The organism is Clavibacter capsici (genome assembly GCF_001280205.1).
GTDB lineage: Bacteria > Actinomycetota > Actinomycetes > Actinomycetales > Microbacteriaceae > Clavibacter > Clavibacter capsici.
Window position 1 is genome coordinate 2,999,024 of the sequence record NZ_CP012573.1, and the last position, 26,576, is coordinate 3,025,599.

At 73.8% G+C, this 26,576-nt stretch carries 29 protein-coding genes and 1 pseudogene; 10 read left to right on the forward strand and 20 right to left on the reverse strand.

The features are described 5' to 3' along the window. The first annotated feature begins 96 nt into the window (after positions 1–96). Both deoC and AES38_RS14210 read left to right on the forward strand, forming a co-directional pair. Positions 97–819: a deoxyribose-phosphate aldolase gene (gene deoC, locus AES38_RS14205; RefSeq protein WP_053775519.1), complete on the forward strand. Its 723-nt coding sequence runs from the start codon at positions 97–99 to the stop codon at positions 817–819. After that, positions 819–2,114, forward strand: coding sequence for a M18 family aminopeptidase (locus AES38_RS14210; protein WP_053775520.1), 1,296 nt, complete (start codon positions 819–821; stop codon positions 2,112–2,114). The genes deoC and AES38_RS14210 overlap by 1 nt, the downstream gene beginning before the upstream one ends. A gap of 125 nt (positions 2,115–2,239) precedes the next feature. On the opposite strand, the gene AES38_RS14215 is transcribed toward AES38_RS14210, so the two are convergent. Beyond that, a complete protein-coding gene (locus AES38_RS14215; RefSeq protein ID WP_053775521.1) occupies positions 2,240–2,953 on the reverse strand; it encodes a DUF305 domain-containing protein in 714 nt (237 codons plus the stop codon). Positions 2,954–3,008: 55 nt separating this feature from the next. Here AES38_RS14215 and AES38_RS14220 point away from each other — a divergent pair, with 55 nt between their 5' ends. The 3 genes from AES38_RS14220 (at position 3,009) to AES38_RS14230 (ending at position 4,987) form a co-directional block, all read left to right on the forward strand. Beyond that, complete coding sequence (locus AES38_RS14220) at positions 3,009–3,659, forward strand: dienelactone hydrolase family protein (protein ID WP_053775522.1); 651 nt, start codon at positions 3,009–3,011, stop codon at positions 3,657–3,659. A 100-nt stretch (positions 3,660–3,759) separates the two neighbouring features. After that, the gene (locus AES38_RS14225) at positions 3,760–4,179 is read left to right on the forward strand and encodes a DUF4383 domain-containing protein (protein WP_043583712.1); all 420 of its coding nucleotides are present in this window, start codon (positions 3,760–3,762) and stop codon (positions 4,177–4,179) included. A gap of 115 nt (positions 4,180–4,294) precedes the next feature. After that, positions 4,295–4,987, forward strand: a complete 693-nt coding sequence (locus AES38_RS14230; protein WP_053775523.1) for a hypothetical protein — start codon at positions 4,295–4,297, stop codon at positions 4,985–4,987. A gap of 27 nt (positions 4,988–5,014) precedes the next feature. Here the strand turns inward: AES38_RS14230 and AES38_RS14235 are convergent, their stop codons facing one another. Further along, positions 5,015–6,316: an ATP-dependent DNA helicase gene (locus AES38_RS14235; RefSeq protein WP_053775524.1), complete on the reverse strand. Its 1,302-nt coding sequence runs from the start codon at positions 6,314–6,316 to the stop codon at positions 5,015–5,017. A 109-nt stretch (positions 6,317–6,425) separates the two neighbouring features. Here AES38_RS14235 and AES38_RS14240 point away from each other — a divergent pair, with 109 nt between their 5' ends. Further along, complete coding sequence (locus AES38_RS14240) at positions 6,426–7,445, forward strand: hypothetical protein (protein WP_053775525.1); 1,020 nt, start codon at positions 6,426–6,428, stop codon at positions 7,443–7,445. Positions 7,446–7,557: 112 nt separating this feature from the next. Next, complete coding sequence (locus tag AES38_RS14245) at positions 7,558–7,980, forward strand: VOC family protein (RefSeq protein WP_053775526.1); 423 nt, start codon at positions 7,558–7,560, stop codon at positions 7,978–7,980. Between the two features lie 8 nt (positions 7,981–7,988). Here the strand turns inward: AES38_RS14245 and AES38_RS14250 are convergent, their stop codons facing one another. From AES38_RS14250 to AES38_RS14260, 3 genes are read right to left on the reverse strand one after another with little or no spacing between them, the layout of a single operon-like run. Next, entirely contained in the window at positions 7,989–8,828 is an 840-nt protein-coding gene (locus AES38_RS14250; protein ID WP_053775836.1) for an ABC transporter ATP-binding protein, read from the reverse strand. 19 nt (positions 8,829–8,847) lie between these two features. After that, the gene (locus tag AES38_RS14255) at positions 8,848–9,912 is read right to left on the reverse strand and encodes a FecCD family ABC transporter permease (protein WP_053775527.1); all 1,065 of its coding nucleotides are present in this window, start codon (positions 9,910–9,912) and stop codon (positions 8,848–8,850) included. Continuing rightward, positions 9,909–10,967 (reverse strand): FecCD family ABC transporter permease, encoded by a 1,059-nt coding sequence (locus tag AES38_RS14260; RefSeq protein WP_053775528.1) that lies wholly within the window; start codon positions 10,965–10,967, stop codon positions 9,909–9,911. The genes AES38_RS14255 and AES38_RS14260 overlap by 4 nt, the downstream gene beginning before the upstream one ends. 93 nt (positions 10,968–11,060) lie before the next feature. On the opposite strand from AES38_RS14260, the gene AES38_RS14265 reads away from it, so the two are divergent. Continuing rightward, entirely contained in the window at positions 11,061–12,065 is a 1,005-nt protein-coding gene (locus tag AES38_RS14265; protein ID WP_053775529.1) for an iron-siderophore ABC transporter substrate-binding protein, read from the forward strand. Between the two features lie 136 nt (positions 12,066–12,201). Next, positions 12,202–12,864 (forward strand): DUF998 domain-containing protein, encoded by a 663-nt coding sequence (locus tag AES38_RS14270; protein ID WP_053775530.1) that lies wholly within the window; start codon positions 12,202–12,204, stop codon positions 12,862–12,864. A gap of 33 nt (positions 12,865–12,897) precedes the next feature. Here the strand turns inward: AES38_RS14270 and AES38_RS14275 are convergent, their stop codons facing one another. From AES38_RS14275 to AES38_RS14335, 13 genes and pseudogenes are all read right to left on the reverse strand, one after another. After that, complete coding sequence (locus AES38_RS14275; RefSeq protein WP_053775531.1) at positions 12,898–14,877, reverse strand: bifunctional copper resistance protein CopD/cytochrome c oxidase assembly protein; 1,980 nt, start codon at positions 14,875–14,877, stop codon at positions 12,898–12,900. Positions 14,878–15,009: 132 nt separating this feature from the next. Continuing rightward, a complete protein-coding gene (locus AES38_RS14280; RefSeq protein ID WP_012039622.1) occupies positions 15,010–15,297 on the reverse strand; it encodes an HU family DNA-binding protein in 288 nt (95 codons plus the stop codon). A gap of 131 nt (positions 15,298–15,428) precedes the next feature. Beyond that, positions 15,429–15,734: a 30S ribosomal protein S14 gene (gene rpsN, locus AES38_RS14285; protein ID WP_015491493.1), complete on the reverse strand. Its 306-nt coding sequence runs from the start codon at positions 15,732–15,734 to the stop codon at positions 15,429–15,431. Positions 15,735–15,736: 2 nt separating this feature from the next. Then, the gene (gene rpmG / locus AES38_RS14290) at positions 15,737–15,904 is read right to left on the reverse strand and encodes a 50S ribosomal protein L33 (protein WP_011187086.1); all 168 of its coding nucleotides are present in this window, start codon (positions 15,902–15,904) and stop codon (positions 15,737–15,739) included. Beyond that, positions 15,904–16,140, reverse strand: coding sequence for a 50S ribosomal protein L28 (gene rpmB, locus AES38_RS14295; RefSeq protein WP_015491494.1), 237 nt, complete (start codon positions 16,138–16,140; stop codon positions 15,904–15,906). Before rpmB ends, rpmG begins: the two co-directional genes overlap by 1 nt. Positions 16,141–16,317: 177 nt before the next feature. Further along, a complete protein-coding gene (locus tag AES38_RS14300; protein ID WP_053775532.1) occupies positions 16,318–16,764 on the reverse strand; it encodes a Fur family transcriptional regulator in 447 nt (148 codons plus the stop codon). Continuing rightward, positions 16,761–17,687, reverse strand: a complete 927-nt coding sequence (locus tag AES38_RS14305) for a metal ABC transporter permease (protein ID WP_053775533.1) — start codon at positions 17,685–17,687, stop codon at positions 16,761–16,763. Before AES38_RS14305 ends, AES38_RS14300 begins: the two co-directional genes overlap by 4 nt. Further along, positions 17,684–18,583 (reverse strand): metal ABC transporter ATP-binding protein, encoded by a 900-nt coding sequence (locus tag AES38_RS14310; RefSeq protein WP_053775534.1) that lies wholly within the window; start codon positions 18,581–18,583, stop codon positions 17,684–17,686. The genes AES38_RS14305 and AES38_RS14310 overlap by 4 nt, the downstream gene beginning before the upstream one ends. Continuing rightward, complete coding sequence (locus AES38_RS14315) at positions 18,580–19,533, reverse strand: metal ABC transporter substrate-binding protein (RefSeq protein ID WP_053775535.1); 954 nt, start codon at positions 19,531–19,533, stop codon at positions 18,580–18,582. The genes AES38_RS14310 and AES38_RS14315 overlap by 4 nt, the downstream gene beginning before the upstream one ends. Positions 19,534–19,605: 72 nt before the next feature. Beyond that, positions 19,606–21,008 (reverse strand): annotated as a pseudogene (locus AES38_RS14320) (dihydrolipoamide acetyltransferase family protein). A 41-nt stretch (positions 21,009–21,049) separates the two neighbouring features. Continuing rightward, positions 21,050–22,015, reverse strand: coding sequence for an alpha-ketoacid dehydrogenase subunit beta (locus AES38_RS14325; protein ID WP_053775837.1), 966 nt, complete (start codon positions 22,013–22,015; stop codon positions 21,050–21,052). 89 nt (positions 22,016–22,104) lie between these two features. Continuing rightward, entirely contained in the window at positions 22,105–23,217 is a 1,113-nt protein-coding gene (locus AES38_RS14330) for a thiamine pyrophosphate-dependent dehydrogenase E1 component subunit alpha (protein WP_053775536.1), read from the reverse strand. 9 nt (positions 23,218–23,226) lie between these two features. Beyond that, on the reverse strand, positions 23,227–24,342 hold the full coding sequence (locus AES38_RS14335) for a pyridoxal phosphate-dependent aminotransferase (RefSeq protein ID WP_053775537.1): 1,116 nt from the start codon (positions 24,340–24,342) through the stop codon (positions 23,227–23,229). 70 nt (positions 24,343–24,412) lie between these two features. Between AES38_RS14335 and AES38_RS14340 the strand changes: the two genes are divergently transcribed. Next, on the forward strand, positions 24,413–24,808 hold the full coding sequence (locus AES38_RS14340) for a phage holin family protein (protein ID WP_043667795.1): 396 nt from the start codon (positions 24,413–24,415) through the stop codon (positions 24,806–24,808). Between the two features lie 7 nt (positions 24,809–24,815). On the opposite strand, the gene AES38_RS14345 is transcribed toward AES38_RS14340, so the two are convergent. Continuing rightward, positions 24,816–26,198, reverse strand: a complete 1,383-nt coding sequence (locus AES38_RS14345) for a hypothetical protein (protein WP_244629189.1) — start codon at positions 26,196–26,198, stop codon at positions 24,816–24,818. Further along, on the reverse strand, positions 26,177–26,497 hold the full coding sequence (locus tag AES38_RS14350) for a hypothetical protein (protein WP_053775539.1): 321 nt from the start codon (positions 26,495–26,497) through the stop codon (positions 26,177–26,179). The genes AES38_RS14345 and AES38_RS14350 overlap by 22 nt, the downstream gene beginning before the upstream one ends. Between the last annotated feature and the right edge of the window lie 79 nt (positions 26,498–26,576).

The window sequence follows — 26,576 nt, forward strand, 5'->3', positions numbered from 1 at the left end:
GTACGCCCGGTGTCGCGACGACAGCCCCCCGCCCGGCCGGGCCGATCCGCGCCCCGGCCGTAGGATCGAGGTCCCGCACGACGTGAGGAAACCCGCATGAGCACCAGCCCGTCCACGCCCCCGGCCGACACCGCCGCGATCGCCCGCATCATCGACCACACGCTCCTCAAGCCCGAGGCCACGCGCGACGAGGTCGCCGCGCTCGTCGCCGAGGCCGTCGAGCTCGGCACCTACTCGGTGTGCGTGTCGCCGTCGATGCTGCCGCTGGAGCTGCCCGCGGGATCCGACCTCAAGGTCGCCGTGGTCTGCGGCTTCCCCAGCGGCAAGCACCACAGCGACATCAAGGCCGCCGAGGCCGCGCTCTCCATCCGCCAGGGCGCCGACGAGGTCGACATGGTCATCGACGTGGGCGCCGCCCGCGAGGGCCGCTTCGCCGACGTCGAGGCCGACATCCGCGCCGTGCGCGAGGCCGTGCCCGCGCCCGCCGTGCTCAAGGTGATCATCGAGTCGGCCGCCCTCGACGACGACCAGATCGTCGCCGTCTGCCAGGCGTCCGTCGCCGCCGGGGCCGACTTCGTGAAGACCTCCACGGGGTTCCACCCCACCGGCGGCGCGACCGTGCACGCGGTCGAGCTGATGAGCCGCACCGTCGACGGGAAGGCCGGCGTGAAGGCGTCCGGCGGGATCCGCACATACGAGACCGCCGTGCAGATGATCGAGGCCGGCGCCACGCGCCTCGGCGTCTCCGGCAGCGCGGTCGTGCTCGCGGGCCCGGTGCAGACACCCGAGAACGGCGCGCTCGGATCGAGCGGCTACTGATGCCGGCGGACCGCCGCGCGCACCTCGCCGACCTCGGCCTGTTCATCCAGGCCTCCCCCTCCTCGTTCCACGCCGCCGACGAGGGCGCCCGCCGCCTCGAGGCCGCGGGCTTCGCGCGCCTCGACGAGCGCGACGCCTGGCCCGTCGGCGCTGGCCGCCGGTTCATCGTCCGCGACGGCGCGCTCCTCGCGTGGATCCAGCCCGCCGGCGCGCACGCCACCACGCCCTTCCGCGTGCTCGGCGCCCACACCGACTCCCCCGGCTTCAAGCTGAAGCCGAAGCCCACCGTCGGATCCGACGGCTGGGTGCAGGCCGGCGTCGAGGTGTACGGCGGCCCGCTCCTCAACTCCTGGCTCGACCGCGACCTCGAGCTCGCCGGCCGGCTCGTCACGCGCGACGGCCGCCGCCACCTCGTCCGCACGGGCCCGCTCCTGCGCTTCCCGCAGCTCGCCGTGCACCTCGACCGCGGCGTCAACACCGACGGCCTGCGGCTGGATCCGCAGCGCCACATGTCCCCGATCCTCGGCACCGGCTCCCCCGCGGACGCCGACGTGCTCGGCCACCTGGCCGGGCTCGCGGGGCTCGCCGCGGACGACGTGCTCGGCTACGACGTGGGCGTCGCCGACACGCAGGCGCCCGGATCCCTCGGCCTCGACGGCGAGCTGTTCGCCGCCGGCCGCATGGACAACCTCAGCTCCGTGCACGCCGGCCTCGCCGCGCTCCTCGAGCTCGCGGCCACCGCGGACGACGACCCGGACGCGCCCATCGCGGTGCTCGCCGCCTTCGACCACGAGGAGGTCGGATCCGCGACCCCGTCGGGCGCCGCCGGCCCGATCCTCGAGGACGTGCTCGGCCGCATCTCCGCCGGCCTCGGCGCCGGGTCCGAGGAGCGCCGTCGCGCGTTCGCGTCGTCCTGGTGCCTCTCCGCCGACGCCGGCCACGCGGTGCACCCGAACTACCCGGACCGTCACGACCCCGCCAACCGGCCGGTGCCGAACGGCGGCCCGCTGCTGAAGATCAACGCGAACCAGCGGTACGCGACGGACGGCGTCGGCGCGCGCGAGTGGGCGCTGGCCTGCGAGCGCGCGGGCGTCCCCACCCAGGAGTTCGTCTCCAGCAACGCCGTGCCGTGCGGCTCGACCATCGGGCCCATCACGGCGACGCGGCTCGGGATCCGCACGGTCGACGTCGGCATCCCGCTGCTCTCGATGCACTCGTCCCGCGAGCTGTGCGGCGCCGACGACCCGGGGCACCTCGCCGCCGCGGCCGCCGCGTTCCTCCGCCCGGCCGCCTGATCCCGGCCGCCTGAGGCCGACCGCCGTCCGCACGCACGCTCACGCCTCCGGGGACCCGGCCGCGCACGACGAGGGCCCGACGCGATCCGCGCCGGGCCCTCGTCACGCGGATCGCGACGCGCGGATCAGCCCTCGTACGACGCCAGCAGCGCGCGCATCTTCGTCAGCTGCTCCTCCTGGGCCGCGGACATGGCGCCCGCGAGCTCGAGCGCCTCGGTCGAGGTGCCGAGCTGCGCCTCCCCGTCGGCCAGCTCGATCGCCACCTCGTGCCGGGCGATCATCCCCTGCAGGAAGAGCCGGCCGGCGTCCGCGCCGGTCGCGGCCTGGAGGGCCCGGACCTCGGCGTCGAATGCCGCGTCGCTCATCTCCTCCGTGTCGGTCTGCGATCCGGAGCCCGCCGCGGCGCCGTCCTCGGATCCGGTGCCCGCCTCGGATCCACCGGCCACGCCGCCCGCCTCCTCGCGGTCCTCGGTGCCCTGGGCGCCGGACGCGCCCTCCTCCTCGCCCCACCCCTCGGCCAGCTGCGCGAGCGTGCGCGCCTGCGGGCCCTGCTCATCGCGGATCTGCACGGCCAGCTCCTCCGCCCCCGGCGGCAGGTCGCGCACCTGGAGCGCGGCCACGGCGAGCTCGACGGATCCGGCGGCGTGGTCGCCCATCTCCTCCGCGAAGGAGAGGTCGGCGCGGTTCCAGCCCTCGGACTCCGTCTCGATGGGCGCGGCCGCGTCGGCGCTCGGGCTGGCGGCGTCCTCGGGCGTGCGCGGGGGCGTCGAGCAGCCGGCGAGCCCGGCGGCGAGGACGATGGCGGTCGTGGCGGCGGCGAGTCGGTAGCGGTATCCCATGGGACGATCCTCCTCCACGGCGCGGCGCGTGACGGCCCGACGATAGGTTCTCCCCATGCCCGAGATCGTCGACCTGCCGCATCCGGGCGTCACGCTCGAGTTCGGGGAGCCCGGGAAGCCCGTCGTCGTGCTCGTCCACGACGACCACGGACGCCTCCCCTGGCTCGACCAGTACGCCCTCGCGCTGGCCCGCGCCGGCTTCCACGTGCTCGTCCCCGACCTCTACGACGGTCGCGCCACCCTCGACGACGGCCTCGCGGCGAGCCTGGCCGCGCAGCTCGACGTGGGGTACGCCCTCGGCACGATCCGCGACGGCATCGACTCCGCGCGGGCCCGCGGATCCGAGCGCGTCGGCCTCGTCGGCTTCGCGCCCGGCGGCTGGCTCGCGCTCCTCGAGGCGCAGGACGGCGGCGCGGACGCCGTGGTCGCGTACTGCGCGAGCCTCGGGCCCGAGGAGCACGGCGTCATCCCGTGCGCGGTGCTCCTCCACCTGGCCGAGCACGACGAGTGGATGGACGACCAGCGGCCCGAGGCGTTCATCGGCCGCCTGCGCGAGCACGGCACCCCGGTCACCTCGCACACCTACCCCGGCACGCTCCCCGTCTTCCCCAACGCGAGCCTCCGCGACCGGCTCGACCCCGACGCCGCGGCCCTCGCCTACCGCCGGACGGAGGCGTTCCTCGCCGACCATCTCGGAAACCCGTGACCGATCAGTGTCGCATCGGCACCAATCCACGCGCGTAAGCGGTACGAATGTAGGGAGCCTGGGAGAACCCCGGCTCTTCCCTACCAGTGGAGGCACCATCATGAGCTCGTCCCCGAACCGCCTGCTCGGCACCGTCTTCGGCGCCGTCTACGTCCTCGTCGGCCTTCTCGGCTTCCTGTTCCCCCCGCAGAGCGGCGGGTTCTTCTCCTCCGACGGCGGTCTGCTGCTCGGGATCTTCATGGTGAACCCGTTCCACAACGTGGCCCACCTGCTGATCGGCGCGGCCCTCCTCATCGGCGGCCTCTCCAGCGTCGCGTCGGCCAAGGCCGTGAACTCGACCATCGGGTTCGCGTACCTCGCGCTCGGCATCGTCGGCTTCTTCCTCGTGAACACCGACTTCAACATCCTCGCGCTGAACACCGCGGACCACTTCCTGCACCTCGGCAGCGCCGTCGTGCTGCTGATCGTGGGCCTCGGCGCCGAGAAGGGCGTCCGCAACCGCGCCGCCCGCGCCGCCTAGGCAGCACCGCCGCCGCGCCGCTGCACCGGGCGCGTCACGCATCACCGCACGTCAGCACCACCAGCACGCAGCACCGCACCACCCGCGGCGCCCGGGACGACGAAGGGACCAGCACGTGTCACTGCTCATCCGCCACTGGCTGGCCCTCGCCGCCCTGGGCGCCGCGCTCATCCACCTGGCCGTCGGCGCGGGATCCCCGCCCGCGGCCATGGTGGCCCTCCTCCTCATCGGCGTCGCCGAGGGCGCGTGGGCCGTCGCGGTCCTCCGCTCCGACCGCCTGCCGGTGCCCGCCTGGGCCGTCGTCGGCGCGCTCGTGCCGGTCGCCGGCTGGGCGCTCCTCGTCACCGCCGCGGTCGTCATGTCCGCCCCGGGCATCACGAGCGACCTGCCCGCGATCCCCATGCTCGCCGCCACCCTGCTCGACCTCGTGGTCGCCGCGGTCGTCGGCCGCCACCTCCGCGCCCGCGCCGAGACCGACGCCCGGGCCGTCTGCACGGCCGTCGAGGCGGGGTTCCCGGCCGAGGCGGCGCTCGTCGGATCCGGCGCCGCGCTCTCGTCCGCGTCGCCCGCCTCGCCCGCGGCCGCAGCGCCGACCCGCGCTCCCGCAGCCTCTCCCGCGCCCGCGCCCGCCGAGTCGGAGCCCACGGGCGGCCGCTACCTCGCGGGCGTCCTCGTCGGGGCGTTCGTCGTCGCCGGCCTCGTCACGCCCGCGCTCTCGCTCACGCGCGCCGGCGAGTTCGCCGTGCCGCACGGCCAGCACAGCACCCTCGACCTCGACGGCATCCAGGGCGAGCACTCCGGCCACTGAGCCGGAGCACGGGCGGCCGCCGCGGGATCAGCTCGCGGGCGTGACCGCCGGCGTCACGCGGATCCGCGTCGCCTCGCTCATGAACCGCCGCACGTTCTCGTCGACGATGATGTCGCCCGGGCGCAGCGGCCGCGTGAGGTACAGGCCGCCGATGTCGGTGATCCGGCTGAGCGCCACGTACGTCTGCCCCGGGCTGAACACGCGCGCCCCCAGGTCGACGACGGCCCGGTCGTAGGTCTTGCCCTGCGACTTGTGGATGGTGACCGCCCACGCCAGCCGCAGCGGGAACTGGGTGAAGTCGGCCACGACGTCGCGCCGCAGCTGCTTGGTGGTGGGCGAGTACGAGTACTTGTGCTTCTCCCACGTGACCGGCTCGACCTCGTGCACGACGCCGTCGAGCTCGACGTACACGTTCGTGTCGATGCGCGTGACGACGCCCACGGATCCGTTCACCCAGCGCTGGTCGACGTCGTTGCGGAGGAACATCACCTGCGCGCCGATCTTGAGGTCGAGCTTCTCGTCGGCCGGGTAGGTGCGGCCGCCGAAGTCGCCCGTGACGTCGGCGGTGGCGGTGAGCGAGCGGCCGGGCAGGCGCTTGAGGGCCTCGGCGTTGATCCGGTTCACGGTGTCGTTGCGGGTGGCCAGCGTGATGGCGCCGTCGGTGGGCGCGGGCCTGGCGCCTGCCGCGTTGAGGACGCCCGCGATCTCCGCCGTGACGCGCCCGTGGCGCACGGCGTTCAGCATCTCCTTGAACGCCTCCTCGTGCTGCCGGTGGATCTCGGTGAGCTCGTAGATCCGCAGCTGCGCCTCCTCCCACACCTTCGCGTCGAAGAACCACATGGAGCGGTAGCGGTCGGCGAAGTAGGCGCGCTCGTCGCCGTCGCCCGGCACGGGGGCCAGCTGGTACGGATCCCCGAAGAGCACGACCTGCACGCCGCCGAACGGCACGTCCTTCTTGTGGCGCGCCTGGCGGAGGCTGCGGTCGATGGCGTCGACGAGGTCGGCGTTGACCATGGAGACCTCGTCGATGACGAGCGTGTCGATGGTGTTGAGGAGCTTCCGCAGCTCGCCCGTCTGCTCGATCTCCTCGTCGGCGATGACCCCGATGGGCAGCTTGAACAGCGAGTGGATGGTCTGCCCGCCGACGTTGAGCGCCGCGACGCCCGTGGGCGCGCAGATCACGATCTGCTTCTCGGTGTTCCACGACAGGTGCGTGAGGAGCGTCGACTTGCCGGTGCCGGCGCGGCCCGTGACGAAGATGTGGTCGCGCGTGCCCTCGATGGCCTGGAAGACGGCGGCCTGCTCCGGGGAGAGGGGGACCGTGCTCACGCGGGGCTCCTGGCGGGTCGGGGACGGGAGGGTGCGCGGATGCGCACTCGAATCTACCCCGGCGCCCGCCGCCGGGAGGCCCCAATGCCCCGCCCGTAGGATGATCCGCATGCCGAGCCCCGCCGTCGCCGCGCGCGGCGAGCTGCGTCGGGCCGCCGTCGTGTGGTCCCTGCTCGCGGTGCTCCTCGTCGGCGCCTTCCTCGGCACGGTCGCCTCGCTCAACCGGGGCACCTTCAGCGCGCACGGGTTCGTGCGCTCCTACCTCGACGCGCTCGCCCGCGAGGACAGCCGCGACGCGCTCGCCACCCCCGGCGTCGTGCTGCCCGACGAGGGCAGCCGCGCGCTCCTCGACGCCCGCGCGCTCCCCGGCCTCGCCGACGTCGAGCTCGTGTCCGACGAGCCCGCGGGCGACGGCGAGCGCGCGGTCACGTACTCCTACACGCTGCCGTCGGGGCCCGGATCCACGGAGTTCCGCGTGCGCGAGCTGCCCGCGGCGCTCGGCCTGTTCGCGCGGTGGGAGTTCGCGACGAGCCCGGTCGCGGCGATCGACCTCGAGCTGCGGCACGCGGCCACGTTCACGGCCAACGGGCTGGCGGTCTCCGCGACGGCGGGCGGCGACGCGGCGGCGGGCGCCGGATCCACGTACCTGGTGCTCGCGCCCGGCGCGCTCGCGCTCGACCACGCGTCCGAGTACCTCCAGGCGCAGGAGGCCGAGGTCGCCGTCACCGAGCCGGGGAGCGTCGTGCCCGCCCGCGTGGACGCCGAGCCGACGGACGACCTCGTCGCGTCGGTGCAGTCGGAGGTCGAGGCGTACCTCACCGAGTGCACCACGCAGTCCGTCCTGTACCCGTCGGGCTGCCCGTTCGGGAAGACGATCCGCGACCGGATCACGGCGCCGCCCGTGTGGAGCATGACCGCCATGCCGCAGATCACCCTGCAGCCCGCGAGCGACGACCCGGCCGACCTCGACTGGGTCGTGCCGTCGACGGTCGGCACCGCGCACATCAGGGTCCCCGTCCGCTCGCTCTACGACGGCAGCGTGAAGGACCTCGACGAGGACGTGCCGTTCAGCGTCAGCTGGCGCGTGAGCGTGGACGAGGCCTCGGGCGTGCGGATCCAGGGCCGCTAGCCGCCGGCACCCTGCCCGCGCGTGACGGTGCGCACCGGCGACGACCGGGCCAGGATCGGGACGCAACAGGGTCGCCGCGACCGCGGGGATCCGCCAGCCGAGGAGCGCCCCCATGTCCGCGATCATGACCCCCTACCTGTCCTTCCGCGACCAGGCCGCCGAGGCGCTCGGCTTCTACCGGGGGATCTTCGGCGGCGAGGTCGAGACCACGACGTTCGGCGAGGGCGGCCTGGTCCAGGACCCGGCCGAGGCCGACAAGGTCATGCACGGCCGGCTGACCTCGGACGCGGGCTTCGTGCTCATGGCGTCGGACACGCCGGCGTCCATGGGCGTGCCGAGCGGATCCGCCATCACGCTCTCGCTCTCCGGCGACGACGAGGGGGTGCTCGGCGGCTGGTGGGACGCGCTGACGGCCGACGGCACGATCGTCCTGCCGCTCGAGGTGGCGCCGTGGGGCGACCGGTTCGGCATGTGCACGGACCGGTACGGGATCGACTGGATGGTGTCGATCAGCCCGGCGCCGACCGCCGCCTGAGACGCGCCTCAGGCCCAGCGGCCTCCGCGCGGGATCACGAGGGGCGTGCGCGAGACGGGGTCCTCGATCACGAGGCACGGCAGGCCGAAGACCTCCTCGACGAGCTCCGACGTGACGACGTCGCCCGGGGCGCCCGCGGCGACCACGCGGCCGTCGCGCATCACGATGAGGTGGTCGGCGTAGCGCGCGGCGTGGTTGAGGTCGTGCAGCACGGCGACGATCGTGCTGCCGTCGCGGTGCAGGTCGGCGAGGAGGTCGAGCAGCTCGATCTGGTGGGCGATGTCGAGGAACGTCGTCGGCTCGTCGAGGAGCAGCACGGGCGTCTGCTGCGCGAGCGCCATCGCGACCCACACGCGCTGGCGCTGGCCGCCGGAGAGCTCGTCGACGTGGCGGTCGGCGAGGTCGGCGACGCCCGTCGCGGCCATCGCCTGCTGCACGGCCTCCTCGTCGGTCGGCGTCCACTGGCGGATGAGGTTCTGGTGCGGGAACCGGCCGCGCGCGACGAGGTCGGCCACCGTGATCCCGTCGGGCGCGATGGCGCTCTGCGGGAGGAGGCCGACGATCCGCGCCGCCTCCTTCGCCCGGTACGACGCGAGCGGGCGGTCGTCGAGGAGCACGGCGCCCGCGGTCGGCGCGAGGAGGCGCGACAGGGCGCGGAGCAGGGTCGACTTGCCGCAGGCGTTGGGGCCCACGATCACGGTGAACGAGCGGTCGGGCACGGACACGTCGAGCCCGGAGGAGATCACGCGCCGGTCGTAGGAGAGCGTGACGCCCTCGGCGCGGAGGCGCGGGGCGGCGGGACCGGTCGGCCGGGCGGCTGCGGTGTCGTCCACGGGTGGGTCTCCCATCGGGTCGGGGGCGTCGGCGTCAGGCACGGCGGGACGCCTCGCGGATCAGCAGCGCGATCAGGTAGAGCCCGCCGACGACGACCGTGACGATCCCCACGGGCACCGTCCCCGGCAGCGCGTGCTGTGCGGCGGAGTCGGCCGCGAGCAGCAGCAGGCCGCCCGTGAGCGCGGCCGGCACGAGCGGGAGGCCGGCGCTGCGGGTGAGGCGGCGGGCGATCTGCGGGGCCGCGAGCGCGACGAACGCGATCGGCCCCGACGCCGCCGTCACGATCGCGGTGAGGGCGACCCCGAGGACCAGGAGCGCGAGCCGCGTCGGCTCGGCCCGCACGCCGTGGGCGCGCGCGGCGTCGTCGCCGAGCTCGAGCTGCCGCAGCGGCGCCGAGAGCAGCAGGATCGCGGGCGCCAGCACGAGGAGGGCGACGAACGCGGGCAGCGCGCGGTCCCAGCCGACGAGCGCGAGGGATCCGGCGCCCCAGATCGAGGCGGCCATGGCCACCTCCGTGCCCGCCTTCAGCAGCAGGAAGGTGTTGACGCCGTGCAGCACGGCCGTGACCGCGATGCCCGTGATGATCAGCCGGAACCCCTGCACCCCGCCGCGGTACGCGAGCAGGTAGACGACGAGCGCCGTGCCGAGCCCGCCCGCGAGCGCGCCGACCGCGGTGGGCAGGAAGGACGCGCCGGCCAGCGTGGTGACGACGAGGGCGCCCGTGTACGAGCCCGTCGAGAAGCCGATGACGTCGGGCGACCCGAGCGGGTTGCGCGTCAGCGACTGGAAGACCGCGCCCGCCACCCCGAGCGCGGCGCCGAACGCGACGGCGGCGAGCACGCGCGGCAGGCGCCACTCGAGCACGATGGTCGACGCGAACGAGCCGTCGGGGAGCAGCATCGCGCGGATCACCTCGGGCACCGTGAGCGGGAAGTCGCCGGTGCCGAGCGCCACGAGCGCGAGGGCCGCGGTCGCCACGGCGAGCGCCGCGCCCACGAGCACCTCGCGGCGGCGCAGACGCGTTCCGACCACGGGAAGGCGGACGGTGCCGGGGAGGCGCGCGACGGGTCGGCGGCCGGCGCGGGCGGGCGCGCTCACAGCGCCGACGCCCTCTGCCGGCGCACGAGCAGGATCAGCACGGGCGCGCCCAGCACGGCCGTCACGATCCCCGCGGGCAGCTCGGCCGGCCGCAGCACGACCCGGCCCACGATGTCGGCGGCGAGCAGGAGCACGGGCGCCAGCACGATCGTGTACGCGAGGATCCAGCGCTGGTCGGGCCCGACGATCCAGCGCGCGACGTGCGGGATCATCAGCCCGACGAACGCGATCGGCCCGGCCATCGCGGTCGCCCCGCCCGCGAGCAGCGTCACGGCGACGACCGCCACCGCGCGCACCACGACCACGTTCGCGCCGAGGGAGCGCGCGAGGTCGTCGCCGAGCGCGACCGCGTCGAGGCTCCGGGCGATGAGCGCGGCCAGCAGCACGCCCACCGCGAGGAACGGCGCGACGGGCACGAGGGCGTCCCAGCCCCGGTCCTGGAGCGAGCCCGACTCCCATGCGCGCATCGCGCTGAAGCCCTGCGGGTCGGCGAGCAGCATCCCCGAGGTGATCCCCGCGAGCACCGCGCCGAGGGCGACGCCCGCGAGCGTGAGCCGCACCGGATCCCCGCCGCCGCGCCCCGCGGATCCCACGACGTAGACCACCACGGCCGCCACGAGCGCCCCGCCGAAGGCGAACCAGAGGTAACCGCTCACGGCGGTCACACCGAGGACACCGGTGGCGATGGCCACCGCGAAGGCCGAGCCCGCCGTGACGCCGAGGATCCCGGGATCCGCCAGCGGGTTCCGCGTGACAGCCTGGATGAGCGCGCCCGCGACCCCGAGCGCGAGGCCCGCGGCGAGGCCGACGAGGGTGCGCGGCACGCGGAGGTCGGTGATCACGACGAGCTCGGCCGGGTCGCGCGGCCGCCCCGCGAGCGCGTCGACCACGGCGCCGAGCGGGATGTCGCGCGACCCCACGGCGATGCTCGCCAGGCACGCCAGCACGAGCACCCCGAGCGCGAGCGCGAGGCCCGCCGAGCGCGAGAGGCCGCTCCGTGCCCGGCCCGCGGGGGCGTCGGGGGCGGAGGCGCGCGCGAGGACCCGGAGCGACATGGCCCGGTCAGCCTACCGTGCTCTTAGGTTAGGCTGCCCTTGCCTGACGGGATCCGCACCGGCCCGTCATCTGTACCCGAGAGGCCCCGCACAATGAGGTTCCCCACCACCGGCTCCGCGCTCGTCGCGCTCACCGTCGCGACGCTCGCCCTCACCGGATGCAGCGCCGCCTCCGACCCGGCGGCCTCCGCCCCGCCGGCGTCCGGCTCCGCCACCGGCACCTTCCCCGCCACCGTCGACACGAAGTTCGGCGAGGTCACCGTGCCGAGCGAGCCGAAGCGCGTCGTCGCCCTCGGCTGGGGCGACGCGGAGACCGCGCTCGCGCTCGGCGTGCAGCCCGTGGGCGCGTCCGACTGGCTCGGCTTCGGCGCGGACGCGGACGGCGTCGGCCCGTGGGCGCAGGGGCTCTACACCGAGGAGCCGCAGCTGATCGAGACGCTCGAGCCCTCCTACGAGGCGATCGCGGCGCTGAAGCCCGACCTCATCCTCGACACCAAGGGCTCGGGCGACCAGGCCCGCTACGACCGCCTGTCGCAGATCGCGCCCACCATCGGCGTGCCCGAGGGCGCCGACAGCTACCTCACCGACATGGAGGACCAGGTCGACATGGTGGCCGAGGCGCTCGGCCGCGAGGACCAGGGCGACGCCCTCCTCGACGCGGTCGACGAGCGGTTCGACGCGGTCGAGGCGGCGCACCCCGGCTGGAAGGGCAAGACCGTCACGGCGGCCACCAGGACCAGCGAGGGCTGGGGTGCGTACGTCGAGGGCAGCGAGCGCGTGGCGTTCCTGGAGAAGCTGGGCTTCGAGCAGAGCCCGACCATCGCCGGGATCCCCGCGAACGCCGGCGGCTTCTCGGTCGACGTGTCCTCCGAGCAGCTCGACCTGCTCGACGCCGACGTGATCGTCGCGTTCCCGATCTTCATCGACAAGGCCGTGATCACCGACGACCCGCTGTGGCAGGCGATCCCCGCGGTCGCGGCCGGCCACTCCATCGTCCTCGACGGCGACGTGTCCTCCGCCTACTCGATCGGCACCACGCTCTCCACGGGCTACGCGCTCGACCGGCTCGTGCCGCTGCTGGAGACCGCGACGTCCTGATCCGGATCCGCAGCCTCGAGGGCCCGTCGCGCACACGGCGCGGCGGGCCCTCGTCGTCGCATGGACGCCGTCCCCTCGGGCGTCCGCCATCATCGAGGGGTCGCGTCCCATCCAGGCGCCTCCCCGAAGGAGACCGATGAGCACCCGCACCGCCCCCGTCCCCGCCGCCGCCGGCATCGCCTGGGTCGCCGCCGCGGTCGTCTACGTCGGCACCGAGGCCATCGCCGCTTCCGCCTTCCCCGGTTACAGCTACTCCGCCAACTACATCAGCGACCTCGGCGTCCCCGAGGTCGCCGAGTTCCAGGGCCGCACCATCGACTCGCCGCTCTCCGCCGTGATGAACGCGGGCTTCGTCCTGCAGGGCGTCCTCTACCTGGTGGCCGCCGTCATCGCGACCCGCGCCCTCCGCGCCGGTCCGCGCCACGCGTTCCTCGCCCTCGCCGTCGTGCACGCCGTCGGGATCACGGTGGTCGGCCTGGTCCACGGCAGCGCCTCGAGCGCGGCCAGCGGCATCGGCTGGATGCACGTGGTGGGCGCCGGCATGGCGATCATCGCGGGCAACGTCGCCTCGATCGTCGCGGGAGCGGGTGGCCGGCACGCGTCCGCGCCCCGCGGCTTCCGCGTCGCGAGCGTCGCGCTCGGCGTCGTGGGCCTGGTCGCGCTCGTCGTGCTGCAGTCGCTCGGCGGATCCGACGTCGACGGGATCTGGGAGCGCGGCTCCGTCTACACCGTCACCGCGTGGGAGCTCATTGCCGGCATCGCCGCGCTCGTGGCCGCCCGCCGCGTCCGCGCCGCCTGACGCCCCCTCGGGCGCGCCCGCAGCGCCCGACGATCAGCGCCGCTCGGTCGCCCGCAGCGCCTCGAGGTTCCGGTTGTAGGCCTCGAGCTCGGCATCGCCGTCGCGGTCGGCCTTGCGGTCGTACCGCACGGAGTCGCGCGTGTCGCTCCGGCTCCACATGATCGCCGTGACGATCGCGAGGACCACCGTGGGGATCTCGCCGATGCTCCACGCGATGCCGCCGCCGGCCTGCTGGTCGGCCAGCGCCGACTCGCCCCACGGCCGGCCCATCGCGCCGAACCAGTCGGCGAGCAGCAGCCCGGTGCCGGTCATGAGCGAGAGGCCGAAGAACGCGTGGAACGCCATGGTCGCGAGCAGGAGCAGCAGCCGCATCGGGTACGCGAGGCGCACCTTCATCGGGTCGACGCCGATGAGGTTCTGCGTGAAGAGGTACCCGACGATGAGGAAGTGCACGATCATCCACTGGTGCCCGATGTGGTCGGTCGTGGCCCAGCTGAACAGCGGCGAGTAGTAGAAGACGATGAGCGACCCGGCGAAGAGCACGGCCGCGATGACCGGGTGGCCCACGAAGGACGCGAACCGCGAGTGCACCGCCAGGAGGATCCACTCGCGTCCGCCGCGGCTGCCGTCCTGCCGCTTGCGGATGGCGCGCATGGCGAGCGTCACGGGCGCGCCCGGCACGAGCAGCAGCGGGATCACCATGGCGAGCACCATGTGCGCCAGCATGTGCGAGCTGAAGAGGTACTTCTGGTAGACGTTCACGCCGCCGTTGGTGATGTAGAAGAGCCCCACCATGCCGGCGACCCACAGGATCGTGCGGTGCACGGGCCACGCGTCGCCGCGCTTCCGCAGGCGGTGCACGCCGGCCAGGTAGAAGAAGATCCCGAACGCGCACAGCAGGATCCAGAGCAGGTCGAGGTTCCACTCCGTGAGGTAGCGCAGGGGCGTCAGCTCGGGCGGCAGGGGCTCGCCAGTGAGGATCTGCGCGGGCGTGGGATCCGGCAGCTGCGTCGCGACGACCTGGCTCACGGGCGGGGCCGTGCGGGCGAGGGCCGCGGCGACGCCGGACGCGACGCCCATGAACGCGAGCTCGGCGGTGACCAGCCACCAGAACGGGCCGCGCGCCGCGGATCCGCGCTCCTCGAGCCGCCCGATGAGCACCCGGCGGTACGCGGCGCCGAACAGGCCGAGCGCGAGCAGGGCCGCGACCTTGATGAGGACCAGCAGCCCGTAGGCGGTCAGCAGCCGGTCGAGCGACCCGACCCGGATCTCCGCGCTCACGTACCCGGACGCCGCGACGACCACGAAGCACACGAGCGCCACGGCCGAGTAGCGCCGGAGCACCGGCACGAGCCGGTCGCCGTCGAGCTTCGACCGCAGCAGCACCATCGTGAGCAGGCCCCCCAGCCACACGGCGGCGAAGACGAGGTGGAGGCCGAGCGCGTTGACCGCGGCGTCGTGCCCCTCGGTGCCGCCCGCGTGGCCCTGCTGCGCCATGGGCACGAGGCCGCCGACCGCGATGACGAGCACGAACGCGATGGCCGTGTGGTTGCGCACCGCGAAGCACAGCACCGTGACGGTGGCGGCGATCAGCGTGGTGGCGAGCCAGGCCTGGCCCACGGAGATCTGCGTGAGCACGAGCCCGAGGCTCGTCCCGAACTCCGCGCTGAAGGAGAAGGGCGTGCCCGAGACGCTGAGGAAGGTGAAGAACGCGGTGATCGCGGAGGCGACCGTCCAGAGGGCGGCGCCGGCTGCCGCGATGTCGAGGGCCCGGCCGTACTCCGGGCGCTGCCGGGAGAGCGCGAAGGCCGCGAGCAGCAGCGCGCCGATGGCCGTGGCCGCCGAGATGTTGACCATCATCTTCGCGGCGGGCAGCCCGTAGCGGACCACGGGACCCGCGTCCTCGAGGAGCTGGGGAGCGGCTCCTCCGCCGATGGCGAGCGCGGCCAGCAGGGAGAGGAACGCGACGATGAGGAGGGCGGATGGCCCCGCGACGCGGAGGAGTCTGGGCATGAGGGGATCAGCCTAGCTCGCCCGTCCTGACGGGCGGCTGGCGGCCGCGGGGCCGTCCGCGACCGGCCCGGGACGCGACAGCGGGGGCGCCGACCGGAGTCGGCGCCCCCGCTGGGCGTGAGGTGAGGAGGACTACTTGACGGCGGCCTTGAGCTTGCTGCCGGCGGAGACCTTGACGCCCTTGGACGCCTTGATCTCGAGGGGCTCGCCCGTCTGCGGGTTGCGGCCCGTGCGCGCGGCGCGAGCCGTCTGCTCGAACGCGACCCAGCCCGGGATGGTGACCTTGACGCCGTCGGCGACGTTGGTCGCGACGGTGGAGAAGAGCGCGTCCAGCACGCCGTTGACGGCGGCCTGGCTCTGGCCCGACTCCGCGGCGACGGCGGCAACGAGCTCGGTGCGGTTGAGTGACTTGTCAGCCATGGGTGTCCTCCTCGGACCTGGTGCCGTTCATCTCGAGCGGCCGTGTGGTGGATGGTGTCTGTCTACGTCAGCGGACCGTTCGACCCGACGGGGCCATCGGCGGTCCGTTCGGCCGTACGGCCGCTTGGAACCTACCAGCTGGACTTCGTGATGCCCGGAAGCTCGCCGCGGTGGGCCATGTCACGGAAGCGCACGCGGGAGATGCCGAACTTCGACAGGTTGCCGCGGGGGCGACCGTCGATGCCGTCGCGCTGGCGGACGCGGACGGGCGAGGCGTCGCGCGGGAGGCGCTGGATGCCGGCGCGGGCCGCCTCGCGGCTCTCGTCGGTGCCGTTCGGGTCCACGAGGGCCTTCTTCAGCTCGAGGCGCTTCGCGGCGTACCGCTCGACGATGACCTTGCGCTGCTCGTTGCGGGCGATCTTGCTCTTCTTGGCCATGGTTAGCGCTCCTCGCGGAAGTCGACGTGCTTGCGGACGACCGGGTCGTACTTCTTCAGCACGAGGCGGTCGGGGTTGTTGCGGCGGTTCTTGCGGGTCACGTACGTGTACCCGGTGCCAGCCGTCGAGCGGAGCTTGATGATCGGACGGACGTCCTGCTGCTTGGCCATTAGATCTTCACCCCACGACCGAGGAGGTCCTTGACGACGGACTCGATGCCGCGGGCGTCGATGACCTTGATGCCCTTCGCGGAGAGCGTGAGCTTGACGTTGCGACGCAGCGAGGGGACGTAGTACGTCTTCTTCTGCACGTTCGGGTCGAAGCGGCGCTTGGTGCGCCGGTGCGAGTGCGAGATGTTGTGTCCGAAGCCGGGGACGGCGCCGGTCACCTGGCAGGTTGCTGCCATGGTTTCCTCCGTAGGTACCGTAGGGCGAGACCGCCCTACCCAAGATTTCTTGTCGGCACGCCGGGACCCCGGATCTCGATGAGGAGGGGGATCGGCGCACATGCGAGCGGATGAGCCGCTCGGCCAAGGATCGAGGCTACGCGACGACACGCCCGGACGCAAGCCGGAGGCCCGGGATCATGCGGATGCGGGCGTCCCCGCCTGGCGCGCGGAGGCGTCGGCGGAGGCCGCGTCGGCAGCGCGGCGCGTGCACTCGGCGCAGAGGCCGAAGACGTCGACCACGTGGCTCGGCGCCGTGAAGCCGTTGCGGGCCGCGACGTCGTGCGCCCACGACTCGACCTCGTCGGCCGCGATCTCGACCGTCTTGCCGCAGACCCGGCAGATGAGGTGGTGGTGGTGGCCGCCCGTGGCGCACGTGCGGTAGAGCGCCTCGCCGTCGGGCGACTGCAGGGAGTCCGCGTCGCCCTCGGCAGCGAGGTCGCCGAGCGCCCGGTAGACCGTGGCGAGGCCGATGGGGGATCCGGCGTCGTGCAGGCGCGCGTGCAGCCGCTGCGCGCTCACGAAGTCCGAGGACGCGTCCAGCGCCTGCCGCACGGCCTCCCGCTGCCACGTGTTCCGCTTCATGCCCGTGCCCTCCCGGCGGGCGATCCTCCCCGCCCTGCCAGGGTACGCGTCCCGCCCGACGTCCCGGTGCGCGCGCGGATCGCCTCGATGATCCGGCAGACCAGGTAGATGGTGAACGAGATCGTGGTGACGTACGGGCTGATCGGGATGCTGCTGCCGAGCGCCAGCATGATGCCGCCGACGATGCTCGTGAGCGCGAACAGCACGCTGAGCGACACGACGACCCGCGGCGTCGAGGAGACGCGCATGGCGGCGGCGGCCGGCGTGACCAGCAGCGAGAGCACGAGCAGCGCGCCGACGATCTGGATGGAGACCGCCGTGCCGAGCCCGAGCAGCACCATGAACACGATGGAGAGCAGGCGCACGGGGATGCCCCGCGCGGCCGCCACGTCCGGGTCGACGCTCGCGAACATCAGCGGCCGCCAGACCACGGCGAGCCCCAGGATGACGACCGCGCCGATGGCCACGAGGTAGCCGAGCTGGGGGTTGTCGACCGAGACGATCTGGCCCGTGAGCAGGCCGAACTTGTTGCTCGCGCGGCCGTCGTACAGGGCGAGGAACAGGATCCCGAGGCCCAGGCCGAACGGCATGAGGACGGCGATGATCGAGTTGCGGTCCTTCGCGCGCGTGCCGAGCACGCCGATGGCGATCGCGGCGATGAGCGAGCCCACGAGGGATCCGCCGACCACGTTCACGCCGAGCAGCAGGGCCGCCGCCGCGCCCGCGAACGAGAGCTCGCTCACGCCGTGGACCGCGAAGGCGAGGTCGCGCGTCATCACGAACACGCCGATGAGGCCGCCCACGACGCCGAGCACGGCGCCCGCGATGATGCTGTTCCGCAGCAGCGCGACGAGCGCGCCGTAGTCGGAGAAGTCGAACAGGCGCGACCAGACGTCGCCCGCGTCCGCGAGCAGGTGGATCACGCGGCCCTCCCGTCGGCCGAGCCCGAGCCGGTGTCGGCGTCGGCGTCGGCGCCGTGGAGGCCGTGCGGCCCGTGGTCGCCGTGCTCGTCGTGCTCCTCGTCGTCGTGCGAGTGGTGCCCGTGCGGGTCGTCGGTGGCGCCCACCACGACGATGCGGCCGCGCACGCGCACGACGTCGACGGGCGTCCCGTAGAGCGAGCTCAGCACCTCCGAGTCGAGCACCTCGTCTGGCGCTCCGATGCGGAAGCGCCCGCCCACGAGGTAGAGGACCCGGTCGACCATGTCGAGCACGGGGTTGATGTCGTGCGTGACGAACACCACGGCGGCGTCCGTCTCGCGGCGGTGCCGGTCGATCAGCTCGCTGACCACGCGCTGGTGCGCGAGGTCGAGGCTGAGGAGCGGCTCGTCGCAGAGGAGGAGCCGCGGATCCGACGCGAGCGCCTGGGCCACGCGCAGGCGCTGCTGCTCGCCGCCGGAGAGGGTCGCGACCGGCGCGTCGGCGTACGCCGTGGCACCGACCGCGTCGAGCAGCTCGTCGATCCGAGCGCGCTCGGCCCGCCGGCTGATCGGCAGACCCCAGCGGTGGCCGGTGACGCCGAAGCCGACGAGGTCGCGCGCGCGCACGGGCGTGGACGCGGTGATGAGCTTCTGCTGCGGGACGTAGCCGATGCGGCGCGCACCGCGCCGCACCGGCTCGTCGAGGAAGCGCATCTCCCCCGACGTGAGGCGCTGTGCCCCGAGGACGGACTTCAGGAAGCTGGTCTTGCCGGATCCGTTCGGGCCGAGCACCGCGACGAACTCGCCGGGCGCCACGTCGAGGTCGAGTCCGCTCCAGAGGGTGCGCGCGCCGAACGCCAGCGTCGCGTCCCGGAGGCTGAGGACGGGTGAGCCGGTCACGATCCCCGGATCGCGGAGGCCACGGCGTCGACGTTCTGGGTCATCCACTCAACGTACCCGCTGCCCGCGGGCAGGTCGGCGGGGAGCGTCTCGGTGACCGGGACGACGGGGACGCCCGCGGCCTTGGCGGCGGCGACGACCTGGTCGGTCGTGGCGCCCGTGGTCTGCGCGTTGTAGACGAGCGCGGCGACCTTCTTCTCCGAGAAGAGCGCGAGCGTCTCCTTCAGCACGTCGGCGGGGACGTCGGTTCCCTCCTCGATCGCCTCGCTGAACTCGTCCGGCGTGCGGTTCTCGAGGCCCATGGCGCTCGTCATGTACAGGGGCACGGGCTCGGTGATGGCGACGCCCTTGCCGGTGCCCGCCGCCTTCGCGTCGGCCTCCGCGGAGGCGATGCCGTCGAGCTTCGCGGTGAACGCCTGCTCGTTGGCCTCGAAGGTGGAGGCTCCGGCCGAGTCCGCCTTCGAGAACGCCTGCTCGATCTCCTCGGCCAGCTTCTTCATCGTGGGCACGTCGTACCAGACGTGCTCGTTGAACTCCCCCTCGGCCGGCTCCTGGTCGTAGCCGGAGATGTCGGCGGCGTTGAGGAGGACGGGGCTCTTGCCGCCCGGGAGGGCCTGGATCATCGTGTCGACGAAGTCGTCGTAGCCGCCGCCGTTCTGGATCACGACGTCGGCCGTGGAGAGGGCCAGCTGGTCGCGCGACGTGGCCTGGTACTCGTGCGGGTCCTTGTCCGGGCTGTCGATGATGGAGGTGACCTTCACGTCGTCTCCGCCGATCTGCTTCGCGATGTCGCCGTAGACGTCGGTCGAGGCGACGACCTCGAGGGTCCCGTCGGCGGACGCCGAGGCGGTGGCGTCTCCCGAGGGGGAGCCGGATCCGGAGGCGCAGCCCGCGAGGGGGACGGCGAGGAGCGAGGCGGCGAGCAGGGCGGTGAGGGGGCGACGGTTCATGGATCCGACGATACGGTACTGATAACGGTTGTCAGTACCAACGGGGCACCGCTGTGGACTCCGCGTCCGGGGTCACTCCAGCAGCAGCGCCGGCTCCTCGATGATGCTCGCCACGTCGGCCAGGAACCGGCTCGCGACGTCGCCGTCGACCACGCGGTGGTCGAAGCTCGCCCCGATGGTCGTGACGAAGCGCGAGCGCACCTCGCCGTCCACCACCCACGGCTTCTGCTTGATCGTGCCGAGCGCGACGATGGCGACCTCGCCCGGGTTGAGGATCGGCGTGCCCGTGTCCATCCCGAAGACGCCGATGTTGGTGAGCGTGATGGTGCCCTGGCTCATGTCCGCAGGGCTCGTCTTGCCGTCGCGGGCCGTGAGGGTCAGCTGCTCGAGCGCGCGGGCGAGCTCCAGCAGCGACATGGCCTGCGCCTCCTTGACGTTCGGCACCACGAGCCCGCGCGGGGTCGCGGCGGCGACGCCGAGGTTCACGTAGTGGCGGACGATGATCTCCTGGTCGGTCCAGGAGGAGTTGACCGTGGGGTTCCGGCGGACGGCCCAGATCATGGCCTTGGCCATGATGAGCAGCGGCGAGACCTTGACGCCCGCGAAGTCGGTGGACGCCTTGAGCCGCTTGACGAACTCCATCGTGCGGGTCGCGTCGACGTCGACGAACAGGCTCACGTGCGGCGCCTGGAACGCGCTCTGCACCATGGCCGCCGCGATGACCTTGCGGACGCCCTTGACGGGGATCCGGTCCTCGCGGGCATCCGGCCACTCGGGCGTCTCGATGTTCTTGAACACGCTCGCCTGCTGCGCGGTGCGGATCACGTCCTCGCGGGTGATCTCGCCGACCAGCCCGGTGGCCTCCACCTCGGCCAGGTCGACCTCGAGGTCCTTGGCGAGCTTGCGGATGGGGGGCTTCGCGATGATCGGCACGGCGGAGGCGGCCGGCACCGAGGCGGGACGCGGGGCGCGCGCCGCGGGGCGCCGGCCTCGGCGCCCGGACGGGATGCGGGCCGGGCGGGTGCGGTCGCGCCCTGCTCGGGGCGGCGGCGCCGGCTCGCGACCTTGCCGACCGTGCCGTAGCCCACGAGCACGGCGCCCGAGGTGTCCTCGGCGGCGGGCGCGGGCGGGGCGACGGGCTCGCGGTCCTCGATGGCCGTGTCGTCCTCGATCACCGCCTCGCCCGGGAGCGCCATCTGCGCGGGCGTCTCGGCCGGGCCGGACAGGCCCGGCGAGCCCTGCGCGATCGCGATGATGGGCGTGCCCACCTCGACGGTCTGGCCCTCCTGCACGAGGAGCCCCGAGACCGTGCCCTCGTACGGGCTCGGCAGCTCCACGAGCGACTTCGCGGTCTCGATCTCGACGATCACCTGGTTCAGTGCCACCTGGTCGCCCGGCTGCACGCGCCACGAGACGATCTCGGCGTCGATGAGGCCCTCGCCCACGTCGGGCAGGGTGAACTCGGAATCAGCCATCGTGCGGTCCTCTTCTCCGTGCCGCGGGGGCGGCGGGCGTCTTAGTAGGCGAGCGAGCGGTCGACGGCCTCCAGGATGCGGTCGGCATCCGGGAGGTACAGCGTCTCGAGCTTCGCGGGCGGGAACGGGGCGTCGAAGCCGGAGACGCGGATCACCGGCGCCTCGAGCGAGTAGAACGCGCGCTCGGTGACCGTGGCCGCGATCTCGGAGCCGACGGACACGTGGCCCGGCGCCTCCTGCGCGACGACGAGGCGGCCCGTGCGCTGCACCGACTCCAGGATGGGGCCGTAGTCGACGGGCGACAGCGAGCGCAGGTCGACGACCTCGACGCTCGTGCCCTCCTCGGCCGCGAGCTCGGCGGCCTGCAGCAGCATCGACACCATGGCGCCGTGGCCGACGAGCGTGACGTCGGTGCCGGAGCGGACGACGCGGCTCTCGTGCAGGCCGATGCCGGGGGCGGAGAAGTCGACCTCGCCCTTCGGCCGGTAGCGGGCCTTCGGCTCGAAGAACATGACCGGGTCGTCCGACTTGATGGCCTCCTGGATCATCCAGTAGGCGTCGTGCGGCGTGCTCGGGCTCACGACGCGGAGGCCGGGGGTGTGCGCGAAGTACGCCTCCGGGCTCTCCTGGTGGTGCTCGATGGCGCCGATGTGGCCGCCGTAGGGCACGCGGATCACGACGGGCATGCGCATGGCGCCCTCGTGCCGGTTGGTGATCTTGGCGAGCTGGCTCGTGATCTGGTCGAAGGCCGGGTAGATGAAGCCGTCGAACTGGATCTCGCAGATGGGCCGGTAGCCGCGCATCGCGAGGCCGATGGCCGTGCCGACGATGCCGGACTCGGCGAGCGGGGTGTCGATGACGCGGCGGGCGCCGAAGTCGCGCTGCAGGTGCTCGGTGATGCGGAAGACGCCGCCGAGCGGACCGATGTCCTCGCCCATGAGCAGGACCTTGTCGTCGTCCTCGAGCGCGCGGCGGAGGCCGGCGTTGAGCGCCTTCGCCATGGGCATGCTCTCGATGCCGGCGGGCGCTCCCGCGGTGCCCGCCGCTCCGGCGGCGGCGGCCGCCCCGGCGGCCTCGGCGCGGTCGATGGTGTCGGTCATCGGGTCCCTCCCAGCGAGGCCTCGTAGCGCTCGAGCCACTCGCGCTGCTCGGCGGTGACGGTGTGCGGATCCGAGTAGACGTGGTCGAAGATGCCCGACAGCGGCGGGCCGGTCAGCTCGATGGTGCGGCGGCGGACGTCGGCGGCGAGGTCCTTGGCCTCCTCGTCGATGCCGTCGAACAGCGACTGCGGCGCGCCCTGGTTGCGCAGGTACGCCTCGAGCCGGGCGATGGGGTCCTTCGCGACCCAGCCCTGCAGCTCCTCGTCGGTGCGGTACTTCGTGGGGTCGTCGCTCGACGTGTGGGCGCCGACACGGTACGTGAGCGCCTCGATGAAGGACGGGCCGCGGCCGTTCCGCGCGTCGTCGAGGTGCTTGGCCGTGACGGCGTAGCTCGCGAAGACGTCGTTGCCGTCGACCTGCGTGCTCGGCACGCCGAAGCCGCGCGAGCGGAGGTAGAGGGGCGTGCGCGACTGCGTGGTGACGGGCACGGAGATCGCCCAGTGGTTGTTCTGGAGGAAGAAGACCTGCGGGGTCTGGAAGCTCGCGGCGAAGACGAACGCCTCGCTCACGTCGCCCTGGCTCGTGGCACCGTCGCCGTAGTAGGCGATGACCGCGGTGTCGCGGTCGGGGTCGCCGGTCGCGACGTCGCCGTCGAACGCGACGCCCATCGCGTAGCCCGTGGCGTGCAGCGCCTGCGAGCCGATGACCAGCGTGTAGAGGTGGAAGTTGCCGACCGCCGGATCCCAGCCGCCGTGCGTGACGCCGCGCATGAGGCGCACGATGTCGACGGGGTCGATGCCGCGGATCAGGGCGACGCCGTGCTCCCGGTAGGCGGGGAACACATGGTCCTGCGGACGCGTGGCCCGACCGGATCCGACCTGCGCCGCCTCCTGGCCCGTGCTCGGCGCCCAGAGGCCCAGGTGGCCCTGGCGCTGGAGGTTGGTGGCCTCGAGGTCGAACGCCCGCGTGAGGCGCATGTCGCGGAGGAAGCCGCGATGGTCGTCCTCCGTGAGTCGCTCGAAGTACGGGAGGAACTCCTCGGCGGAGTCGCTCGGTGCGAGCTCGCCCGCGGGGGTCAGGAGCTGGACCGTCACATCGCTTTCCGGCATCGTCCCAACCTACCGGCGCGCCGGGTGGCCCTCCGGCAGCCCCCGGACAATTCCCGCCGACGCGTTCAGTAGCTTCCGGACAGAGGCGGTTTCGCCGATGGTGACGCGGATCCCCTCGGATCCGAACGCGCGCACCACGAGGCCCGCGGCGGCCAGCTGCGCCTCGACCTCCGCGGTCTCGGCGCCCGTGGCGAGCCAGACGAAGTTGCCGTGGGGGCGGGGGACGTCCCAGCCCTGCTCGGTGAGCGCGCGCCAGGCCTCGTCGCGATCCCGCGCGAGCACGGCGACGCGCTCCAGGAGCTCGTCCTCGTGCTCGAGCGACGCGAGCGCCGCGTGCTGCGCGTGGCCGGTGACGGAGAGCGGGATCGCGGCCGAGCGGGCGGCGTCGAGGATCCTCGGGTGCCCGACCGCGTAGCCGATGCGGAGGCCCGCGAGCCCGTAGGCCTTGGAGAAGGTGCGGAGGACGACGAGGTTCGGGTGGTCCGCGAGGAGGCGCATGCCGTCGAGGGCATGCTCCGGGGCGACGAACTCGCCGTACGCCTCGTCGAGCAGCACGAGCACGTCGCGGGGGACGGCCGCGAGCAGGCGCTCGAGGTCCTCCTGCGTCACCAGCGTGCCGGTGGGGTTGTTCGGCGTGCAGACGATGACGACGCGCGTCTGGTCGGTGACGGCCGCGATCATGCCGTCGACGTCGTGCGAGTGGTCGGGCAGGTTCGGGACGGGGACGCCCGTGGCCCCCGCCACCGTGATGAGCGTGGGGTAGGCCTCGAAGGAGCGCCAGGCGTGGACGACCTCGTCGCCCGGGCCCGCGGCCGCGGTGATGAGCTGGGACAGGATCGCGACCGACCCCGCGCCCGCGTGCACGTGGTCGACCGTGACGCCGAAGCGCTCCGCGAGCGCCGTGCGCAGCAGGGTCGCGCCGGCGTCCGGGTAGCGGTTCACGTCGCGCACCTGGTCGATGCGCGCGAGGACCGACGGCAGGGGATCGAAGGGGTTCTCGTTGCTGGAGAGCTTGAAGTCGTCCTCGCCGGCGGGCTTGCCCTGGCGGTACGCGACCATGGCCGCGATCGCGGGGCGGAGCCGCACGGGAGCTGCGGCGTCGAGCGGGGCGTGTTCGGGGGTCACCGGGCGATTCTAGGGGCGGGGCCCCGACGCGCCCATGGTCGCACCGGGTGCGGTCTGGGAGGATCGCAGCATGTCCCGCTTCCTCGTCCGCGTCGTCATCAACGCCGTCGCGCTCTGGCTCACCACGCTCATCGTCTCCGGCACGGTCGTGACCGCCTACGAACCGGGCGACACCACGGCCACCGTGCTCACGTACCTGCTGCTGGGCGCGATCTTCGGCGTCGTGAACGGCGTGATCGGCACGGCCATCCGCATCGTCGCGTTCCCCCTCTACATCCTGACCCTCGGCCTGATCGCGCTCGTCGTGAACGGCCTGCTCTTCCTCCTGGTGGGCGCGATCTCCGACGCGCTCGGCTTCGGCCTCACGGTCGAGGGCTTCTGGTGGGGCGTGCTCGGCGCCCTCCTCATGGCGCTCTTCAGCTGGCTGGTGGGGCTCGTGCTGCGCCCGGTGACCTCCCGGGTCTGACCCCGGATCACATCCCGCCCCGCCGCGCGTGCGTCGGGGCGTGGGGCACGCGCTCCGCTCGGTAGAGGTGGGAGGCGACCGGGGTCGCGCCGTCGAGGAACCCGTGGAGCTCGGCGCGCACCCGCACCAGCAGCGGCGAGCGCGACGCGTCCATGTCGGCCGCCGTCGCCCGGTACGTGTCCAGGTCGTGGGCGTCCAGCGGGCCGGCCGGTGCGGTCGGGCCGAAGGCCGGGGCGCGCACCACGACGTCGTCGCCCGCGTCGCCGGCTGACGGGCGCGCGCCCCCGAGGCCGGGGACGGGATCGTCCGTGTGCTCCACCGCGACCCCGTCGATCCCCTGCCGCAGCGGCAGCTCGCCGACCGGCGACCCGAACGTGAGCTCGTGGGTGACGCGGAAGCCCGGGTCGTCGCCCGCCGAACGGGCGAGGATCCCGCCCATCGAGTAGCCGACGACGTACACCTCGTCGTCCGCGGTGGCACCCGCGTCGTGGAGCGCCGTCTCGGCCGCCCGCACGGCCGACCCGCCCTCGGTCGCGAGCGCCGTGGCCGCCGACGCGGGCCCGAAGTCCTCGCGCCCGGTGCGCGGATCGAGCGTCACCATGCCGCCGAGGTACGCGACGAAGCGCCGACCCCCGTCGGGTGCCCGGTACTCCTCCACGCGCATCTGCGGTGCGCCGGGGACGGGATCGGGGATGCGGGCGGCGAGGTCGGCGAGGCTCGCCGGCGCCGGCCGCAGCGCGTCGGGCCGCACGTGCACCGCCGCGGACCCGTCGCGCAGGAGGCCGATGCCGCCGAGCAGGGCCAGGAGGCCCGCGGTCGTCGACCGCACCGCGTCGTCGCGGTCCGCGGCATCCGGCGAGGCGTGCGCGGCCGCGTCGGCCACGTCCGAGACGACGGCTCGGACGGCCCCCGGGACCATCAGCCGACCCGGGCCGTCCGGCCGCAGGGCGATCAAGCCGCCGAGCCCCAGGGCCCCCAGGGCGTCCACCGGCAGCCGGACGAGGTCGTCGAGGAGGCCGCCGGGATCCGCCGCTGTGCTCGCCCCTCCCCCGTCCCCGGACGCGGACCGCACGCAGCGGTCGACGTCGCGCTCCCCGTCCGCGTACTCGGCGGCCGCACGACGCAGGTCGACGGCGAGCGCCCGCGCGTCGTGCGCGGCCGACGCCAGGAGACCGCGAGGGACGTCGAGGCCCGCGTCGTGCTCGCCCGTGACCCGGGAGACGAGGGGAGGGAGGGCGAGCGCCCGGGCGTGCTCGTCGAGGCGCTCGCCCGCGTCGTCGAGGTCGACGGCGAGGCGCGCGAGGTCGTCCGTGACGACGGACGTGGTGCCAGCCGTGGTGACGACGAGGCCCGGCGCGTCGACGCCCGTCACGGGTGGGAACCCGGGCATCCGGCCGCGGATCCCGCGCCCGGGCGCGCGTCGTGGAGGAGGGTCGCGGCGAGCGCCACCCGGCCCGCGAGGTCGTCGAGCGAGCGCGTGAAGGCGTCGTGCGCGCGGCCGGACCAGGACGGATCGTCCCGGCACGACGCGATGCGGCGCCGGGTCTCCCCCACCGCATCCGCCAGCGTCGCCAGCGCGTGCGCCCGGGTCTGCTCCTCCACGAGCACCAGCCCCGGCGTGCCGCCCTCCCCCGGCGGGACCCCGCCTCCGAGCGGATCCCCGCCGACCCCGTGCGCCTGCTCCTGCACCGCGTCCCCTTCCCCTGTCCGACGACCCGCATGCTGCCGGAGGGACGGCCGGGCGCCCGGCCTCGGCGGCGCATCGGGG

Excerpts from the sequence above, each read along its gene's own strand:
- deoC (WP_053775519.1), top strand. The coding sequence starts at position 97 with ATGAGCACCAGCCCGTCCACGCCCCCGGCCGACACCGCCGCGATCGCC.
- AES38_RS14210 (WP_053775520.1), top strand. The coding sequence starts at position 819 with ATGCCGGCGGACCGCCGCGCGCACCTCGCCGACCTCGGCCTGTTCATC.
- AES38_RS14215 (WP_053775521.1), bottom strand. The coding sequence starts at position 2,953 with ATGGGATACCGCTACCGACTCGCCGCCGCCACGACCGCCATCGTCCTC.
- AES38_RS14220 (WP_053775522.1), top strand. The coding sequence starts at position 3,009 with ATGCCCGAGATCGTCGACCTGCCGCATCCGGGCGTCACGCTCGAGTTC.
- AES38_RS14225 (WP_043583712.1), top strand. The coding sequence starts at position 3,760 with ATGAGCTCGTCCCCGAACCGCCTGCTCGGCACCGTCTTCGGCGCCGTC.
- AES38_RS14240 (WP_053775525.1), top strand. The coding sequence starts at position 6,426 with ATGCCGAGCCCCGCCGTCGCCGCGCGCGGCGAGCTGCGTCGGGCCGCC.
- AES38_RS14245 (WP_053775526.1), top strand. The coding sequence starts at position 7,558 with ATGTCCGCGATCATGACCCCCTACCTGTCCTTCCGCGACCAGGCCGCC.
- AES38_RS14250 (WP_053775836.1), bottom strand. The coding sequence starts at position 8,828 with ATGGGAGACCCACCCGTGGACGACACCGCAGCCGCCCGGCCGACCGGT.
- AES38_RS14260 (WP_053775528.1), bottom strand. The coding sequence starts at position 10,967 with ATGTCGCTCCGGGTCCTCGCGCGCGCCTCCGCCCCCGACGCCCCCGCG.
- AES38_RS14265 (WP_053775529.1), top strand. The coding sequence starts at position 11,061 with ATGAGGTTCCCCACCACCGGCTCCGCGCTCGTCGCGCTCACCGTCGCG.
- AES38_RS14270 (WP_053775530.1), top strand. The coding sequence starts at position 12,202 with ATGAGCACCCGCACCGCCCCCGTCCCCGCCGCCGCCGGCATCGCCTGG.
- AES38_RS14275 (WP_053775531.1), bottom strand. The coding sequence starts at position 14,877 with ATGCCCAGACTCCTCCGCGTCGCGGGGCCATCCGCCCTCCTCATCGTC.
- AES38_RS14280 (WP_012039622.1), bottom strand. The coding sequence starts at position 15,297 with ATGGCTGACAAGTCACTCAACCGCACCGAGCTCGTTGCCGCCGTCGCC.
- rpsN (WP_015491493.1), bottom strand. The coding sequence starts at position 15,734 with ATGGCCAAGAAGAGCAAGATCGCCCGCAACGAGCAGCGCAAGGTCATC.
- rpmG (WP_011187086.1), bottom strand. The coding sequence starts at position 15,904 with ATGGCCAAGCAGCAGGACGTCCGTCCGATCATCAAGCTCCGCTCGACG.
- rpmB (WP_015491494.1), bottom strand. The coding sequence starts at position 16,140 with ATGGCAGCAACCTGCCAGGTGACCGGCGCCGTCCCCGGCTTCGGACAC.
- AES38_RS14300 (WP_053775532.1), bottom strand. The coding sequence starts at position 16,764 with ATGAAGCGGAACACGTGGCAGCGGGAGGCCGTGCGGCAGGCGCTGGAC.
- AES38_RS14315 (WP_053775535.1), bottom strand. The coding sequence starts at position 19,533 with ATGAACCGTCGCCCCCTCACCGCCCTGCTCGCCGCCTCGCTCCTCGCC.
- AES38_RS14325 (WP_053775837.1), bottom strand. The coding sequence starts at position 22,015 with ATGCCCATGGCGAAGGCGCTCAACGCCGGCCTCCGCCGCGCGCTCGAG.
- AES38_RS14330 (WP_053775536.1), bottom strand. The coding sequence starts at position 23,217 with ATGCCGGAAAGCGATGTGACGGTCCAGCTCCTGACCCCCGCGGGCGAG.
- AES38_RS14340 (WP_043667795.1), top strand. The coding sequence starts at position 24,413 with ATGTCCCGCTTCCTCGTCCGCGTCGTCATCAACGCCGTCGCGCTCTGG.
- AES38_RS14345 (WP_244629189.1), bottom strand. The coding sequence starts at position 26,198 with ATGCCCGGGTTCCCACCCGTGACGGGCGTCGACGCGCCGGGCCTCGTC.